17 protein-coding genes are annotated in these 13,924 nt (G+C 73.6%); 11 read left to right on the top strand and 6 right to left on the bottom strand.

All coding sequences use genetic code 11. From position 1 onward, the window contains the following. Positions 1 to 43: 43 nt before the first annotated feature. The 3 genes from IE108_RS25585 to IE108_RS25595 are packed head-to-tail and all read left to right on the top strand — an operon-like array spanning position 44 to position 1,550. Entirely contained in the window at positions 44 to 733 is a 690-nt protein-coding gene (locus IE108_RS25585; protein WP_064732073.1) for a DJ-1/PfpI family protein, read from the top strand. A 58-nt stretch (positions 734 to 791) separates the two neighbouring features. Beyond that, positions 792 to 1,109, top strand: a complete 318-nt coding sequence (locus IE108_RS25590) for a hypothetical protein (RefSeq protein WP_064731063.1) — start codon at positions 792 to 794, stop codon at positions 1,107 to 1,109. Between the two features lie 39 nt (positions 1,110 to 1,148). Continuing rightward, positions 1,149 to 1,550 (top strand): hypothetical protein, encoded by a 402-nt coding sequence (locus IE108_RS25595; RefSeq protein WP_064731062.1) that lies wholly within the window; start codon positions 1,149 to 1,151, stop codon positions 1,548 to 1,550. Between the two features lie 51 nt (positions 1,551 to 1,601). On the opposite strand, the gene IE108_RS25600 is transcribed toward IE108_RS25595, so the two are convergent. Next, a complete protein-coding gene (locus IE108_RS25600) occupies positions 1,602 to 2,180 on the bottom strand; it encodes a dihydrofolate reductase family protein (protein ID WP_064731061.1) in 579 nt (192 codons plus the stop codon). A gap of 391 nt (positions 2,181 to 2,571) precedes the next feature. On the opposite strand from IE108_RS25600, the gene IE108_RS25605 reads away from it, so the two are divergent. The 3 genes from IE108_RS25605 (at position 2,572) to IE108_RS25615 (ending at position 6,147) form a co-directional block, all read left to right on the top strand. Next, complete coding sequence (locus IE108_RS25605; protein WP_064731060.1) at positions 2,572 to 3,750, top strand: serine hydrolase domain-containing protein; 1,179 nt, start codon at positions 2,572 to 2,574, stop codon at positions 3,748 to 3,750. A 448-nt stretch (positions 3,751 to 4,198) separates the two neighbouring features. Next, on the top strand, positions 4,199 to 5,497 hold the full coding sequence (locus IE108_RS25610) for a globin domain-containing protein (RefSeq protein ID WP_229852368.1): 1,299 nt from the start codon (positions 4,199 to 4,201) through the stop codon (positions 5,495 to 5,497). After that, on the top strand, positions 5,494 to 6,147 hold the full coding sequence (locus tag IE108_RS25615) for a pyridoxamine 5'-phosphate oxidase family protein (protein WP_064731059.1): 654 nt from the start codon (positions 5,494 to 5,496) through the stop codon (positions 6,145 to 6,147). The genes IE108_RS25610 and IE108_RS25615 overlap by 4 nt, the downstream gene beginning before the upstream one ends. Before the next feature lie 32 nt (positions 6,148 to 6,179). Here the strand turns inward: IE108_RS25615 and IE108_RS25620 are convergent, their stop codons facing one another. Next, positions 6,180 to 7,286: a PP2C family protein-serine/threonine phosphatase gene (locus IE108_RS25620; protein WP_064731058.1), complete on the bottom strand. Its 1,107-nt coding sequence runs from the start codon at positions 7,284 to 7,286 to the stop codon at positions 6,180 to 6,182. Positions 7,287 to 7,467: 181 nt separating this feature from the next. Between IE108_RS25620 and IE108_RS25625 the strand changes: the two genes are divergently transcribed. Next, positions 7,468 to 8,604, top strand: a complete 1,137-nt coding sequence (locus tag IE108_RS25625) for a PP2C family serine/threonine-protein phosphatase (RefSeq protein ID WP_064731057.1) — start codon at positions 7,468 to 7,470, stop codon at positions 8,602 to 8,604. A 33-nt stretch (positions 8,605 to 8,637) separates the two neighbouring features. Here IE108_RS25625 and IE108_RS25630 read toward each other — a convergent pair whose 3' ends face one another. Together IE108_RS25630 and IE108_RS25635 are read right to left on the bottom strand one after the other, a co-directional pair. Beyond that, positions 8,638 to 9,312 (bottom strand): NUDIX domain-containing protein, encoded by a 675-nt coding sequence (locus IE108_RS25630; protein WP_064731056.1) that lies wholly within the window; start codon positions 9,310 to 9,312, stop codon positions 8,638 to 8,640. Next, entirely contained in the window at positions 9,309 to 9,692 is a 384-nt protein-coding gene (locus IE108_RS25635) for a hypothetical protein (RefSeq protein ID WP_064731055.1), read from the bottom strand. Before IE108_RS25635 ends, IE108_RS25630 begins: the two co-directional genes overlap by 4 nt. Before the next feature lie 48 nt (positions 9,693 to 9,740). Here IE108_RS25635 and IE108_RS25640 point away from each other — a divergent pair, with 48 nt between their 5' ends. From IE108_RS25640 to IE108_RS25650, 3 genes are all read left to right on the top strand, one after another. Continuing rightward, complete coding sequence (locus IE108_RS25640) at positions 9,741 to 10,499, top strand: DeoR/GlpR family DNA-binding transcription regulator (RefSeq protein ID WP_064731054.1); 759 nt, start codon at positions 9,741 to 9,743, stop codon at positions 10,497 to 10,499. A 36-nt stretch (positions 10,500 to 10,535) separates the two neighbouring features. After that, positions 10,536 to 10,919 (top strand): thiol-disulfide oxidoreductase DCC family protein, encoded by a 384-nt coding sequence (locus IE108_RS25645; protein WP_064731053.1) that lies wholly within the window; start codon positions 10,536 to 10,538, stop codon positions 10,917 to 10,919. Positions 10,920 to 11,087: 168 nt separating this feature from the next. Beyond that, entirely contained in the window at positions 11,088 to 11,501 is a 414-nt protein-coding gene (locus IE108_RS25650) for an SRPBCC family protein (protein ID WP_064731052.1), read from the top strand. A gap of 48 nt (positions 11,502 to 11,549) precedes the next feature. Here the strand turns inward: IE108_RS25650 and IE108_RS25655 are convergent, their stop codons facing one another. Together IE108_RS25655 and IE108_RS25660 are read right to left on the bottom strand one after the other, a co-directional pair. Next, entirely contained in the window at positions 11,550 to 11,972 is a 423-nt protein-coding gene (locus IE108_RS25655; protein ID WP_064731051.1) for an SRPBCC family protein, read from the bottom strand. A 122-nt stretch (positions 11,973 to 12,094) separates the two neighbouring features. Continuing rightward, the gene (locus tag IE108_RS25660) at positions 12,095 to 12,814 is read right to left on the bottom strand and encodes a hypothetical protein (protein ID WP_064731050.1); all 720 of its coding nucleotides are present in this window, start codon (positions 12,812 to 12,814) and stop codon (positions 12,095 to 12,097) included. A 172-nt stretch (positions 12,815 to 12,986) separates the two neighbouring features. On the opposite strand from IE108_RS25660, the gene IE108_RS25665 reads away from it, so the two are divergent. Beyond that, positions 12,987 to 13,901: an NADP-dependent oxidoreductase gene (locus IE108_RS25665; protein ID WP_064731049.1), complete on the top strand. Its 915-nt coding sequence runs from the start codon at positions 12,987 to 12,989 to the stop codon at positions 13,899 to 13,901. The last annotated feature ends 23 nt before the right edge of the window (positions 13,902 to 13,924 follow it).

Consider the following 13,924-nt stretch of genomic DNA (forward strand, 5'->3'; position numbering starts at 1 on the left):
ACCCGGCACGGACCGGCCCCCTCCTCCTGTGAAGGACCTCGTCATGCACGCCCAGATAGTCCTGTTCGACGGCTTCGATCCGCTCGACGTCGTCGCCCCCTTCGAGGTGCTGTCCGCCGGGGGCGGCGCGTCGTCGGGCGCGGTGACCGTGGAGCTGGTCTCCGCCGAGGGGCCGCGCGAGGTGGCCGGCGGTACCGGCGGGCTGGCGCTGCGCGCCACGGCGGCCCTCGACCCGGACCGCCCCGGACTGGTCCTGGTGCCGGGCGCGGCGGGTCCGGTCGGCGACCCGGCTGACACCCCCGGCCACGAGGCGGGAGCACCGGCCGAGGGCGGGGACGACACCATCCCCGTCCTGCTGGGCCGCACGCTCGGCACCGCGCTGCCCCGCCTGATGGCGGCGGCGATGGAGAACCCCGAGGTGACGGTGGCCACCGTCTGCGGCGGCTCCCTGGTCCTGGCCATGGCCGGCCTCCTGGAGGGCCGGCACGCCACGACCCACCACCTGGGCCTGGACCTGCTCGACGCGACGGGCGTACACGCGGTGCGCGCCCGGGTGGTCGACGACGGCGACCTGGTCACCGGCGCCGGGGTCACCTCGGGGCTCGACCTGGGCCTGTACCTGCTCGAACGCGAGGTGGGTCCGCGCATCGCCCACGCCGTGGAGACGCTGTTCGCGTACGAGCGGCGCGGCACCGTCTGGCGCGCCGAGGGCCCGGAGCCCGCCCCGTTCTGACGCGCCCCGTTCCGACGCGCCCCGCCCGACCGCTCACATCACCAGGAAGAGCAGCGACATGTCACCCGAAGGCATCTGGGACCTCACCATCTCCACCCCCATCGGCCGGATCGCGGCCGTGGCCGAGTTCCGCCGCGTCGACGGAACCCTGACCGGCACCGCGCGCGGAGCCGGGGAGGAGGTACCACTCGAAGGCGTCGCCCTGGACGGCGACCGCCTCACTTGGAGGCAGTCCGTCACCAGGCCGATGCGGCTGAACCTGGCCTTCGACGTGCGGATCGACGGCGACATCCTGGGCGGAACCTCCCGGGCGGGGCGCCTCCCCTCCTCCAAGGTGACCGGCGAACGCCGCGTTTTGCCCGATTCCTCCAGGTAACCCGGTTGGTGGACATCCACGTGCGACGAGGTGAGAACCATGCTGGTGCTGGGCCTCCTGCTGATGGCGGGCGCCGCCGCCTTCGCGGGTCTGCTGATCGCGTACAACCTGTCCGGCGGTCCGGACTACACGGTGACTCTGCTGGGCAGCGAGCCCTTCACGGTCAGCACGCTGGGGGCGTTCCTCGGCGGCATCGCGCTGACGCTGATCTTCGGCGTCGGCATGTGGATGCTGCTGGCCGGGACGGTGCTGGCACGCCGCCGCAGCAGGAGGCGCCGCACGGACCGGATGGCGGCCCGGCAGGCCGGCGCGGAGCGCGACGTACTGGCGGACCGGCTGGGGGGCCGGGACGACCCCGCCGCGACGGAACCGACCGAAACCGCAGGACACCGTCACCCCTCCCCGCACCGGCCGGGGTGGCTGCGGCCGCACGGCCACTAGCCTCGCCGCAGGGGCGCGGGCCGGCAGCTCCGGGCACCGGGAGCGCCCGGCTCAGGCGTGCCGGGTCGGCCGGTAGACCAGTTCCTGGATGTCGCCGTCGAGCGTCCGCCGTTCGACCAGCTCCAGGTCGAAGTCTTCGGCGCCGCCGAAGATCGGTTCCAGTCCGCTCCTGCCCGTGATCACGGGGAACAGCGTCACCTGGACGCGGTCCACCAGGCCGGCGGCCATCAGCGCCCGGTTCATGGACAGACTGCCGTGCGAGCGCAACGGCACCTCGGACTCCTCCTTGAGCCGGGCGACGACGTCCACGGCGTCGCCGCTCGCGACGGTGGCGTCCGGCCAGTCGAGGGGGCCTTCCAGGGTGGTCGACACGACGGTCGTCGGCAGGTTCCGCATCCGGGTCACCCAGGGGTCGCGCACGTCGGATTCTTCGGTGCTGTCCGCCAGCATCTGGGCGAACGCCCGGTAGGTGTTGGCCCCGAAGACCATCCGTTGCTCCCGGTCGTACAGGGAGAGGCGGTGGTCGAGCAGCTCCGGGCCCTGCTTGCCCCAGTAGCCGGTCCAGTCGCCGCCGGCGGCACCGAAGCCGTCGAGGCTGGAAAAGACGTCGAAGGTGTACGTGGTGGTCATGGTGGTCTCCTCGATCGCGCTGCACGACGTCGTCAAGAGGGAGACCGGCGAGAGGGCCGGGACTCATCGGTCCGGTCGCGTATCCGGCCGCTGACCGGGCAAGGGAACGGTCGCGGACACGGCCGTGCGGGAGCCACCGGTCCTCGGCGGCGTCCCGGGCGACCACCCCGCTCCCACCGCACCGCACGCGGCTCCCACGACCCGCCCGGCAGACAACCGCCTTGCGCAGCCTGCCCGTTCGGCAAGCGCCGACCGCCGCCGCCCCGCCCGGGGGACAACCCCACCCCGGGGCCTGCGGGTCGCCCCATCGCCCCGCCCCGCGTCTCGCGGACATCCTGGTCGTGCGCCCGAACGCGGCGCGCTCCGCGCCCCGGCGACCGAGGGAGTCCACGTGACGAGACGCAGGCGGGCGCGAGGCACCGCACTCACCCTGGCCCTGACCCTGGCCGTCGGAGCCCTGGGCGGCGCGTCCGCGGCCGGCGCCCTGCCGGCCTCCGGCACCGTGTCGGACACCCGCACCGGCCGGCCGTCGGACCATGCCCGGCTGCGCGCCCTCCTGGAGCGCGTCACCACCGTCGACGGTGCGCCCGGAGCGCTCGCGGAGGTGCGCGACCGGCGCGGCAGGACGGTGATCACCAGCGGGGTCGGCGATGTTCGCCACCGGACGCCGATGCGCGCGGACAGCCGGTTCCGGCTCGGCAGCATGACCAAGCCGTTCGTGGCCACGGTCCTCCTCCAGTTGGCGGGCGAGCGGCGCGTGCGCCTCGACGCGCCGGTGGAGCGCTACCTGCCGGGTGTCGTGCGGGGGCACGGCAACGACGGACGGGCCGTCACCGTCCGGCAGCTGCTCCAGCACACCAGCGGCGTCCCCGACTTCCTCCAGTACCTGCGCCCGCGGGAGATCGTCGCGGACCCGCTGACCCACCGCGGCACCCGCGAACTCCTCGACATCGCCTTCGCCCACCCCCCGACCTTCGAGCCGGGCACCGGGTGGCGCTACTCCAACACCGGCTATCTGCTCGTCGGAATGATCATCGAGAAGGTCACCGGCCACACCTACGGCGAGGAGATCCGCCGACGGCTGGTCAGGCCGCTGCACCTGCACGACACGTTCGTGCCGGGCCGCGCGCCGGGCATCCCCGGGCCGCACCCGCGCGGATACGCCCGGCCGGGCCCGGCCGCGCCGCTCCTGGACGTCACCGCCGTCAGCCCCACGATCGGCGGCGCGGCCGGCGAGCTGATCTCCAGCGCCTCCGACGTCAACCGGTTCATGGCGGCGCTCCTGCGCGGCGACCTGCTGCGCCCGGCCCAGCAGCGGGAGATGATGCGGACCCGTCCGACGGGCGGTACGGACGGCCGCGCCTACGGCCTAGGCCTGGAGAGCTCGCCCCTTCCCTGCGGCGGCCGCTTCTGGGGCCACACCGGCGACTTCCTCGGCTTCGAGACGGCGACCGGCATCACCACCCGGGGCCGCCGGGTGACGGTGATGGCGAACCTCGGCCCGGGCGCCTCGGACGCGCAGAGCGACGACATCGAATCGGCCGTCAAGACCGCTCTGTGCGGGGGATGAACGTCACACGGCACACGGCGTCGACGGGCGGGAGCCACCCTCTCGCCCGGCCGCCTTCTCGGCGGGGCACGATCCGAGCGCCCGTCCGGCCACGGCACGTGCCCCCGCGGCTGCCCTTTCCGAACTCCGCCCCGGCGACGCGCCGTCGGGCGACTCGGCGGGCGGGGGCACTACGAGTGGGTCACCACGACTCGCCCCGGTCCGTCCCCGAACTCTCCATGATCCGCTCACAAGCCCTCTACCCGGCCCGCACTCCGGGGTGCGTAGCCTCTGAGCGCGTCGCCCGCTTGCCAGGTACGACGCCGCTGAGCTAAGTCTTGCCCAAAGATTGATGTTCGTTTGTGAGGCACCCGGGCACTCTGGGGCACGTGGAAGAAGTGAGCACCGTGGAAGGCCGGACCGAGGACATGAGGTTCAGAACACCGTCAGCCCCCGCGCGAGGCGCCGCGTGACGCTCGGCACCCATCGTGCCCCTCTCGACGGGTATGACACTCCCCCCACTCCGCCGGCCGCAAACGACCCCCAGCAGCATCTCCGCCAGGGCGCCCCGTCCCTCCCCCAGCCACTGGGCCCGCACGACTGCGACCTGCTGCGCCGCAGCGTGGCCGTGGTCGAGCCCCAGGCCGAGGAACTGGCGGTGTACTTCTACGCCATCCTCTTCGTGCGCTATCCCGAGGTCCGGTCGCTGTTCCCGGAGAACATGGACGTCCAGCGGGACCGCCTGCTGCGCGCGCTGCTGCGGATCGTGGACCTGGTCGACTCGCCCGAGCACCTGGCCCAGTTCTGCGCCCGGCTGGGCCGCGACCACCGCAAGTTCGGGGCGGTGACGGCGCACTACGGCGCGGTCGGCGAGTGCCTGCTGGAGACGCTCGCCCGGTTCGCCGGTCCCGCGTGGACCCCGGAGATCGCACTGGCCTGGCAGCGGGCCTACGGCATCGCCTCCGAGACGATGATCCTGGCCGCGGACGACGACACCCGGCTGCGCCCCGCCGTGTGGAACGCGCAGATCGTCGGCCACCGCCACCTCGGCAACGCGCTGGCCGAGGTCACGGTGGCCACCGACCCCGCCTACCCCTACCGGGCCGGCCAGTACGTGAGCATGGAGACGCCGTGGCGGCCCCGGGTCTGGCGGCACTACTCGCCGGCCAACGCGCCCCGCTCCGACTCGACCCTCACCTTCCACGTGCGGCACGTCGCCGGGGGCCATGTGAGCCACGCCCTGGTCTACCGGGCACGGATCGGCGACATGCTGCGCCTGGGACCGCCCGAGGGCGACATGGTGCTGTCCGCTCCCTCCGGCCGCGATCTGCTGCTCGCCGCGGGCGGCACCGGTCTCGCCCCCATCCGGGCCCTGATCGAGCAGATCGCGAACGACCCGCACCGGCTCCAGGGCCGCCACGTGAACCTCTTCGTGGGCGCGCGCACCGGCAACGAGCTGTACGGGCTCGACGAGATGCTGCGCCTGTCCCAGCGCCACCACTGGCTGACGGTCCGGGCCGCCGTGTCCCACGAGCACATCCCCGGTGCCGAGGGTTCGCTGCCGGACGTCATCGCCGCCTCGGGCGCCGGGGCCCACACGGAGGCGTACCTCAGCGGGCCGCCCGGCATGGTCGCCGCGGCGCGGCAGGTGCTCCTGCGGTCCGGGCTGCCTCCCGCCCAGATCCACCACGACCCGCTGGGCGTTCCGGTGCTGGACGCCCCTCTGGATCCAGGCCACCCGGAGAAGGAAGAGGACAACCGCATATGAACGACCGGCCCGCAGGCCGCCCCGGCTCCGCCGGCGAACGTCTCCTCCAGAGCCACCTCGGTACGGCCGACCGGGCCGCGACCTTCTACGACCGGCAGGTCCAGCCCCGGCTCACGGACCAGATGCGCGACTTCGTCGGGCGGCAGACGATGGTCTTCCTGTCGACCGCCGACGCCGGCGGCAACTGCGACACCGGCTTCCGGGCCGGACCGCCGGGATTCGTCACCGTCCTCGACGAGTACACGCTGACCTATCCGGAGTACCGGGGCAACGGGGTCCACGCGGGGAACGGGAACGTCCTGGAGAACCCGCACATGGGCATGCTCTTCGTCGACTTCACCCACCATCACATCGGCCTGCACGTCAACGGGGCCGCCCAGCTGGTGGGCGACGCGGAGCAGCGTCGCGTGTACCCGCACCTCCCCCTGGACTCGGCGCACGGGCGGCAGCCCTCCGTCTGGGTGCACCTGCGCGTGCACGAGGCCTACGTGCAGTGCTCCAAGTACATCCCGCACCTCGAACCGGCGCCCCGGCCCCGCGGACTCGCGGCCGACCGGCCCAAGGACAGCGACTACTTCGTGCCGCCGGCGGCCGCCCACGCGGAGTCCCGGTCGCACCCTCCGGCGCCCACCCTGCCGATGGGGTACTAGGGCCTGACGGGACCCGGCCGTGCCCCCGCCGGTCAGGCCGCGGACGTCATGCCCCGCCCTATGACGATCATCGCGGCGTCGTCGTCCAGGTGTCCGCCCACGTGGTCCATCAGGTCGCGTTCGAACCGGCCGAGGAAGGCGTCGGGATCCTCCTCGGTCCAGCCGGTGATCCGCTCGGCGAGCGGATAGAAGGTGCCGGTGGTGTCGCGCGCCTCGGTGACGCCGTCGGTGTAGAGGAGCAGCAGCTCGCCCGGCTCGAACGGGAAGCTCTCCACGTGGTAGCGGGGATGCGCCAGGTGGCCCAGGCCGAGCGGGGGCGCGGGGTGGAGCACGCTCACCGTCGCCGGCCGGCCGCCGCGGACGACGACGGGCGGCGGATGGCCGCAGGAGACCATCCGGACCCGGCCGTGGCGGTCCGGGATGTCCAGGACGGTGGCGGTGATGAACGTCTCGCCGTGGCGGCCCGGCTCCTCCAGGTCCTGGCACACGCTGCGGTCGAGGTAGGCGACCAGCTCCCCGAGGTCCGCCCGCCGGTGGGCCATGAAGCGGAACGCGCCGAGGAGCAGGGCGGCGTCGTGGACGGCCGTCAGCCCCTTGCCGCGCACGTCTCCGACGATGAGCCGGGTGCCCGACGGGGTGCGCACCGCCGCGTACAGGTCACCGCCGATCTTTGCCTCGGCCTCCGCGGCGAGGTAGAGGGACGCGGTGCGCAGCGGGCCGAGCCGGCTGGGCAGCGGCGGCAGGACGATGCGCTGGGCGGTCTCGGACACGTACCGGACCTGTCTCAGCTCCTTGGCCCGGCGCTCGCGCACCGCGCAGAAGACCACGAGACTGGCGCCGACCAGGAGCAGGGCGAGGATCTGCGCCTCGTGGTTGGCGGAGAGCAGTTCGTCGGGGTCGCGCAGCACCCCTATGGTCGTCTGCGCGACCACGGCCAGCGCGGCGACCAGGCCCACCGTCCACGGACCGCCGAACAGCGGGGTGATCGCCGGTGCGGCGACGAGCAGCGGGCCCAGATGGATGTGCGGCGGCGCCAGAACGTCGACTACCGACACCGCGACGATCCACGCGATCGGGATGACGACCATCATCCGGCTCGAACGCACCGGCCGGCGAGCCTCTCCGAGTCGCTGCGACATGACTCCTCTCTACACCGTCCGCGCCCCTTCCGCACCGGCAGGGACGGCGCGTGCGCGAGCGGGCTCCCGAAGCCTTGTGCCGCAGGTGGGGGTGGCCGGCCCGCCACCCGTCCGGACCCACTTGGGAGCGGGCACGGGCACGCCTCACCGCTCCGCCACACCGCCGCTGGAGGATGCTGGCATGTTCGATTCGATGCGTGCGGCCGCCTCCGTGGACGACGGCGACGAGGACGACGTCTTCGTCCGTACGCCCCGGACGCGCGCCGTCCTCCTGGTGACGGTGGCGGCGACGGTGGTGACGGTCGTCCTCGGTGTGCTGACCGGGACCGCCGTGCTCCTGCTCGGCCTGCTGGTGTTCCTGCCGGCGTTCGCCTCGGCGCTGTGCACGCCGCGCCAGACGGCCCTGGTGTCGACCTGGGTGAGCGCGGTCGTGGTCGTGCCCGTGGCCCTGTCCGGTGAGCGGGTCGCGGACCGGGTGGTCCTCGCCCTGTTCGCCGTCGGCTTCGGGGTGCTGGCGGTGTACGCGTCGAGGCTGCGCATCTCGCGCGAGGGGGCGCTGGTGCGGCTGCGGTCGACCGCGGCCGCGATGCAGCGCCAGATCCTGCGGCCGCTCCCGCTGCTCACCGACGACGTGCTCGTGGACGGCGTGTACGAGCCGGTGCAGCAGGACAAGCTCGTCGGCGGCGACATCTACGACGTGGCGGCCACCCCGTGGGGCACCCGGGTGATGATCGGGGACGTCCAGGGCAAGGGGCTCGCCGCCGTCGGCATGGCCATCGACGTGGTGGGGGCGTTCCGCGAGGCCGCCCACCGGGAACCGACGGTGACCGCGCTGATCGACTCGCTCGAGGCGGCGGTGGTCCGCCACAACGACTACGCGGACCAGCGCGGCGAGCCGCAGCGGTTCGTCACCGCCGTCGTCCTCGGCGTGGACGCCGGCGCCGACGTGCAGCTCGTCACCTGCGGCCACGTCCCGCCCTACCTCCTGCACGACGGCATCGTGACGACCGTCGGCGCGGGGACCGCGCACGCCCCGCTCGGCCTCGCCGACCTGGTCGAGGAGGCGCGCACGGTGTCCTGGTTCGCGTTCCCGCCCGGAGCGACGCTGCTGCTGTGCACCGACGGCCTGACCGAGGCCCGTGCGCCCGGCGGTGCCTTCTATCCGCTGGAGGCCCGGCTCGGCGGACACGTCGACATCACCGCGGGCCGGCTCACCCGGTCGCTCGTGGACGACGTGCACGGCTTCACCGCGGGCGCGCAGCAGGACGACCTGGCAATCCTCGCGGTGCGCCGGGCCCCGGTCCGCGTACCGGAGTGACCGCGTCGGCGCGGGCCCTGGGAGGGCCGGGCGTCAGGCGCTCCGCCGCGGCGCGAAGGGGCCGTGCAGGGCCGCCCAGTGCAGGAGCAACAGGGTCTTGCCGTCGGCGATGCGGCCGTCGAGGGTCATGGCGAGGGCTTCGGTGAAGGGGAGTTCGAGGACCTCGATGTCCTCGCCCTCCTCCTCGACCCCTCCGCCCGCCTCGACGCGGTCGGCGGGGGTGTAGGGCGCGGCGTAGAAGTGGAGCCGCTCGGTGACGGAGCCCGGGCTCATGTACGCGTCGAGCACGTGGGTGAGGGGGCCGAGGCGCACGCCCAGTTCCTCGGCGGCCTCGCGGCGGATCGCGGTGTCCGGGTCGTCCGCGTCGAGCAGTCCCGCCGCCGCCTCGACGAGCATGCCGTCGGGGTGGCCGTTCACGTAGGCCGGGTAGCGGAACTGCCGGGTGAGCAGGACGCGGCCGCGTGCGGCGTCGTGGGGCAGGACGACGGCGCCGTTGCCGCGGTCGTAGGTCTCGCGCCGCTGGGTCTCCCACCGGCCGTCGCGGCGCCGGTAGTCGAAGGTGGTGCGGCGCAGGACGTGCCAGCCGCGGGAGGTGAGTTCGACGTCGCGCACCCGCACGCCGGGGTTGCGGTCGAGATCGCGTCCGGCGAGGTGGAGACCGGTGCGGCCGCGGTGGTCGGGGACGTCGACGCCCGGCCGGCCGCTCACGCGGTCTCCTGCGGGGTGCGGCGGGGGATCTCGGCCACGTCGTGGTAGACGGGCAGGCCGCGGCGGCGGGCGGTGGCGACGTCCTGGTCGGCGCCGGCGGACCGGCCCGGCAGGCGCAGCACCGCGTCGCAGTGGGCGAGCAACCGGTCGGCGGTCGGGTAGAGGACCTGGTCGGCGAGGGGGTCGGTCGGGCCGGCGCCCGCCGAGCGGAGGACCGGCAGGGCGATCCACTCGCCGATCACCGGTACGTGGCCGGCCGCGAAGACGGGCCAGGCCGCGGCTTCCAGAGCGGCGAGGTGGGCGGCCATGGCGTGCGGTTCACCGTCGGTGCCCGAGCGGTAGGGGCCGGCGATCAGAATGAGCAGCGGTTGGTCGGTCATGACGGCTAAGATACATGCAGAAACGTGCAATACCAGGAAGGAATGTGAATGCTGGCTGCCGAGAGGCGTACGCACCTGCTCGACCTCCTCGCCCGCACGGGGAAGGTCGTGGCCAAGGACGTCGCCGCCGAACTGGGCATCTCCGAGGACAGCGTCAGGCGCGACCTGCGGGACCTGGCCGCGGAGGGCCTGTGCCAGAGGGTGTACGGCGGAGCGCTTCCCGCGTCCCCGGCCGTGGTGGACTACGACGCCCGGCGGGAGCTGGGCACGGACGGCAAGCGGAAGGTCGCCGCGGTGGCCGCCGGGCTGGTCCGGCCGGGCGGTTCGGTGATCCTCGACGGCGGCACCACCGCCCTCGCCGTGGCCCGCGCGCTCCCGGCGGAGCTGACCTGCACCGTGATCACCCACAGCCCGACGATCGCCACGGCGCTGATCGAGCACCCGCGGGCGGAGCTGTTCCTGCTGGGCGGACGGGTGTTCAAGCACTCGGCGGTGACCTGCGGCGCCGCCGCGGTCGAGGCCGCGCAGAACGTCTCCGCCGACCTGTGTCTGCTCGGCGTCACCGGCGTCCACCCCGACGCCGGCCTGACCACCGCGGACGCGGACGAGGCGGCGATGAAACGCGCCCTGTCCGCACGGGCGGCGGAGACGTACATCCTGGCCTCGTCCGAGAAGATCGGAACGGCGTCGCCGTACCGCGTCCTGCCCTGGGAGAAGGTCACCGGGCTGATCACCGACGCCGGCCCGCACGACGCGACCGTCGACCGGCTCGGGGCGCTCGGCGTGGAGGTGCTGGCCGCCCGGTGAGGCCGCCGGGTGCCGCGCCGGTGACACCATGGACCCATGCGAACCTCGCCCCTTCTCGTCTTCGACGGCGACTGCGGTTTCTGCACCACCGCCGTCCGGGTGCTGGAGCGCCGGGTACGGCCCCGCTGCCGCACCGTCGCCCGGCAGCGCGCCGACCTCGGGGCCTTGGGCGTGAGCGGGGACCGCGCCGCGCACGAGGTGCTGTGGGTGACACCCGTCGGCACGGTCTACGGCGGCTCCGACGCGGTCGCGAAGCTGCTGCTGAGCGCGGGCGGCGCGTGGCGCCTGCTCGGGGCGGCCCTGCTCGTGCCGCCGGCCCGGAACGCGGCCCACGTCCTGTACCGCCTGGTGGCCGACAACCGCTCACGGCTGCCGGGGAGAACCGAGGCGTGTGCCGTACCGGAACGCCGCAGCGGGTAGCCCGGACGGAACGGTGCGGCAGGCCGGCACCCGGCGTTGACCGCACGCGCCTCCCTCGCGCCCCCCGGATGCACATTCCGCCCGTCACGACCTCCCGGGCGCGTCCTGTCGGGTGAGCGACCGGGCTGCCGGTTTTGCCCGCCCCGGCGATGGGGCACTGGGCACGGCATGGGTGACTACGACAACACGATCACGGTGAACGTCCCTCCCGGCAGGCTCTTCGACTACCTCTCCGACGTGGAGAACCTGCCCGCCTACCTGCCGCGCCTGACGGCCGCACATCCCCACGACGGCGACCGCGTCACCGTCACCGCGCACATCGACCCTCCGGACGCCCCCGAGCAGGATGTGACCAGCGAGGCCTGGATCCATGTCCTGGAGGACGGGAAGACCCTGGAGTGGGGCGCGCCCGGACCGCACGACTACCGCGGCCGCCTCCACGTCGGCGAAGGCCCCAGCGACGCCTCCTCCCGCCTCAAGGTCGAACTGCACACGCAGCGGGCGGAGGGCGGGCACATCAACGAAGGACTCCAGGAAGCCCTGCAGGGCATCAGGGACGCCGTCGAGTCCGCCGAGCACTGACGCGGCGGACTCGGGCGCCCTAGGCGCATGCCCGGCGGGCGCGGAAGGCTACGTCGCCTTCAGGGGCTCCCTGAAGGACTTGCGGAACATCGGCCCCGCGAGCGGGATGACCGGCGAGAGCAGCTTCGCCTTGAGCGAGCTGGGGTGCCGCTCCAGGCTGACGTCGATCCGGGTGCCGGCAGCCGTCGGCGTCAGCCGGAAGTCCCACCCGCCCGGACCGAAGGGCGTCGAGTCGTGCGTGGTGACGGTGACCCGGTTGTGCGACGGATCCCACTCGTAGCGCGCGTTCTCCCAGGTCTTGTCATTGCCCTCGGTGATCTCGGCCCAGGTGTCGCCCCGGTCGTGCACCTGGAAGTGCTCGGCGTCGATCGACGGCCACCGCTCTACGCGCGCGGGGGTGAAGTCGGTCAACACCCCCATCACCTCGTCGGGCGTCATCGAGGAGTCCATGTGGAAGTGCAGGGATGGCATGACCTGCTCCTTGGTTCGGAAGGACGGAACCGTCGGGGCCCACCTCCCAGGATGCTCCCCGGTCGGCACGGGCGCACGGTAGCCGCCCGCACCGGGCCCCTCCGCTTCTCCGCGCACAGTTCTCACGGTTCGCGAATCTCGGCGCCCTTCCGCGGGTCGTCCGCCAGGATGCGGGCCGCGAGCCGTCGTGCCTGGTCCTCCGGCGGCCGATCGTGGGTGACCGGCAGCTCGTAGCCGTAGGAACGCGGGCGTTTCCCCGGCGCGCCGATCTCGCGGAACTCGACCTCGACGCCCCCGGGGCCGCCGAGTTCCTCCGGAGTGTCGGGCTCCTCGCGGGACGGCCAGACCGCGGTGACGACGCAGCCCCACCTCTCGAACCAGCCGCTGTCGAGGAGAGCCCCCTCCAGCAGCCGGGCGACGGTGTCCACCGGCTCTTCCCAGCCGCGGTCCGCGGCGGCCCGCGCCAGCTCGGCCTCGTACTGGGCGGCGTCGAAACGGATGACTCCGGGCAGGGCGTTCATGTCGCTGGTGTTCTCCCACGAGTCCCAGACGACCTCGCCGCCCTCGCGGCGCATCGTGACGAACAGCGCACCGCAGCAGCCCGCCGTACAGACCGGCTCGGTGATCATGATCCTGCGAGGCTCCTCCGTGACGGCCAGCGGCCAGGTCTCGGCCGGACCCGTCCAGTGGCGGCAACTCAACGCCAGTCCCGCCGGGTGGACTTGCCCGAGGACGTCGACGCCGTCGACGAGGGGCCGCACCTCGGCCCAGGGGTCCGCGGCCCAGTCACCGGGGATCCGGTGCCGCAAGGTCAGGGTGCTGATCGCCGGCTGCTCGGTCATGCCCGCATGATCCACCACCGGCGGCCGTGCGTCTGCCCCGCCGGCGGCGAGGAGCCGACGCCCGGGACCCCTCCAAGCAATTACTTGGCTAGCCACATAAGAAGTGCTACGTTTTATGTGGCTGGCCACACAAAGGGTCGGCCAAGGCGAAGCACACCAGAGGAGAGCAGCCATGAAGGCCATCGTCTTCGACACGTTCGGCGGCACCGAGGTCCTGCACGAAGCCGAACTCGACATCCCCCGGCCCGGCCCCGGCCAGGTCCGCGTCCAGGTGAGGGCCGTGGGCGTCAACCCGGTGGACGGCAAGATCCGCTCCGGCACCATGGAGGCGATCTTCCCCACCGCACTGCCCGCCGTACCCGGCGGCGAGATCGCCGGCGTGGTCGACGCCGTAGGTGAGGGCGTCGACCACCTCAAGGCGGGGGACGAGGTGCTGGGCTGGTCCGACACCGGCGCCTACGCGCAGTACGCCCTGGCATCGGCGGCCGTCCTCGCCCCCAAGCCGGCCGGGCTGGACTGGCCGCACGCCGCCGCCCTGCCCGTCGCCAGCGATGGCGCCGAGCGCGTACTGGACCTCCTCGGCATCACCTCCGGCGACACGCTGCTGATCCACGGCGCGTCCGGCGCGCTCGGCACCATCGCCGTGCAGCTCGCGGTGGCCCGCGGCGCCCGCGTCATCGGCACCGCCGGGCCCGCCAACCAGGAGTACGTCACCTCGCTCGGCGCGACCGCGATCGCCTACGGCGACAACCTGGTCGAGCGGGTCCGCGCACTCGCTCCCGAGGGGGTGGACGCCGTCTTCGACGCCGCCGGCAAGGGCGCCCTGGAGGACTCCATCACCCTGCGCGGCGGCACCGAACGGATCGTCACCACCGCCGACTTCCGCGCCGCGGAGCTGGGCATCGTGTTCGCCGCGGGCCCCCAGCGCCGCTCCGCCGCCCGCCTCGCCGAGCTGGCGCGTCAGGCCGCCGACGGCTCCCTGGTCACCACGATCGCCGCCGTCCACCCGCTGGCGGAGGCCGCCGAGGCCCAGCAGGCGAGCGACGCCGGCCACAACCGAGGCAAGATCGTCCTCACCGTCGGCTGACGGCCGAGACGACTCCACGCTTC

The organism is Streptomyces parvulus (assembly GCF_014648855.1).
GTDB lineage: Bacteria > Actinomycetota > Actinomycetes > Streptomycetales > Streptomycetaceae > Streptomyces > Streptomyces parvulus.